1 protein-coding gene (cut by a window edge) is annotated in these 1,899 nt (G+C 68.6%); it reads left to right on the top strand.

Annotated features, from left to right (window positions below):
- Nucleotides 1-217 precede the first annotated feature (217 nt).
- Nucleotides 218-1,899 carry the 5' portion of a DUF2309 domain-containing protein gene (locus ACFE99_RS00290; RefSeq protein WP_375481302.1) on the top strand. The gene runs 871 nt beyond the window's last position, so only the first 1,682 of its 2,553 coding nucleotides appear in the window; the start codon lies at nucleotides 218-220; its stop codon lies beyond the right edge, outside the window.

The raw sequence follows: 1,899 nt of genomic DNA on the forward strand, positions 1-1,899 counted from the left end.
AGCTCGCCATCTCGCGCACGTCGACGAAACGCCCCGCGATGGCGGCCGCCGCCGTGATCAGGCTGCTGCCCCGACCGCCCTGGCTTTCCCGCGCCCACGAGGCACTGTATGTGTGGGCGCTCACCAACGCCCACCCAAGCACGAGCCGGCGCACGTCGGGGACGGTGCGGGGCTCGCAGCGCTACGTGTCACTGCGCCCGAGGGTCGGGGCACCGGCATGAGCGCCCCCGACACCGCGACCCTTCGCAGCGAGCTGCGCAGCGACATCCTGGCCGCCGCGCGCATCCTGTCTCCCTACTGGCCGATCGACACCTTCATCGCCGTCAACCCGCTGGGCGGCTTCGAGCAGCTGCCCTTTTACACTGCGCTGCAAAAAGCAGCCGAGGCGTTCGGCACCCGCGGCACGCTGACCGACAACCAGTTCCGTGACGCCTACCGCCGCGGGCGCATCACCGACACCGAATTGGTCGACGCGATCATCGAATGCTGCCCCGAAGCCACAACGCATCCCGGAGTACGCGCGGGCGCTGTTCGGCTTAGCGCGCTGGAGATCCTGCGCTGCGACGTGCTGCACGGCCCGCCCGCCGCGGCACCGACACGTGCGTTTCGTATGCACAGCGAACAGCTGGCACCCCACATCGCCGAGACGGTCGATTCGCAGGCCACGAAATGGTGCGCAGCCTATTTCGGCGCCGACGATGCGGCGTGGCCGATGCCCGGACGACAGCGCGGCCTGTATCCGGCATGGCGCGAACTGGCCCACCACGACCGCTCGGTTCCGCAAAGTGTGCGGCGCGGCCTGCGTCGGCTACCGGAGCGCCCTGAGGATGCCGCCCTAGTCGCGCTGAACAGCCTCGACGTGGCGCCCGAGCGGCGAGTGAACTACCTACGGGCACACCTGACCAGGATGCCGGGCTGGGCCGCATGCGTGCTGTGGCACAACGAGCATCAGGGCAAAGCCGACCTGACCCAATATCTGGCGATGCGGCTGACCTACGAGGCCGAGCTGCTGGGCACGGCTGGTCTGCTGGGTCAGCCGCCTCTCGCTGTCTGCTGTCAGCCCGTCGAGCACCCGTCAGTCGATCAGCGCGCCACCGCGATCGCAGCGCGGCTGCTCGACCATGACGTCACACCCGCGCAGCTGGCAGCGATCGCCGATGTGCTGGGTCTGCTGCCGCTGCCGCGACGTCAGATGGTTTGGCAACGCGCCTATGAGGCCGGCTACCGCAACGACCTATTGCGCCAGCTGTCGGCGCAACCACTCCCCGCGCCCGCATCGCGGCCGGCCGCGCAACTGGTGTGTTGTATCGACACGCGCTCTGAAGAACTGCGCCGCCACCTCGAAGCGGTCGGGCCCTACGAAACGTTGGGATTTGCCGGGTTTTTCGCCGTCGCTATCCGCTATCGGGCGTTCGCCGCCGCGGCAACCAGTGACCAATGCCCGGTTCTGCTGACACCACGCAACGACATCACCGAACAACCCGAACCGCGGGCGTTGCAGGCCGCCGAATGGTCACTGGCGCGCCGCCACGACTTGACCGCGTCTGAGCACGCTTTCCACGCCGCGAAAAACGACACCCTCGCCCCCTTCGTCCTCGCCGAAGCCGCTGGCTGGGTGGCCGGGCCGCTGTCGGCGGCCAAAACCGTGACCCCGCGATGGCAGGCCGGTTTACGGCGCCGGCTGTACCGGTGGCTGGCGGCGCCGCCGCCGACCGTGGTGTCCATCGACGATGGATTTAGCCTCGAAGAACGCCAGCTGTTCGCTGAGGCGGCGCTGACCATGATGGGGCTAACAACGAGTTTTGCACCGCTGGTGGTGTTGTGCGGGCACGGCAGCACAACCGAGAACAATCCGTACGAGTCGGCGCTGCACTGCGGGGCGTGCGGCGGGCACCGGGG

Origin of the sequence: uncultured Mycobacterium sp. (assembly GCF_964249325.1) — a bacterium.
GTDB lineage: Bacteria > Actinomycetota > Actinomycetes > Mycobacteriales > Mycobacteriaceae > Mycobacterium.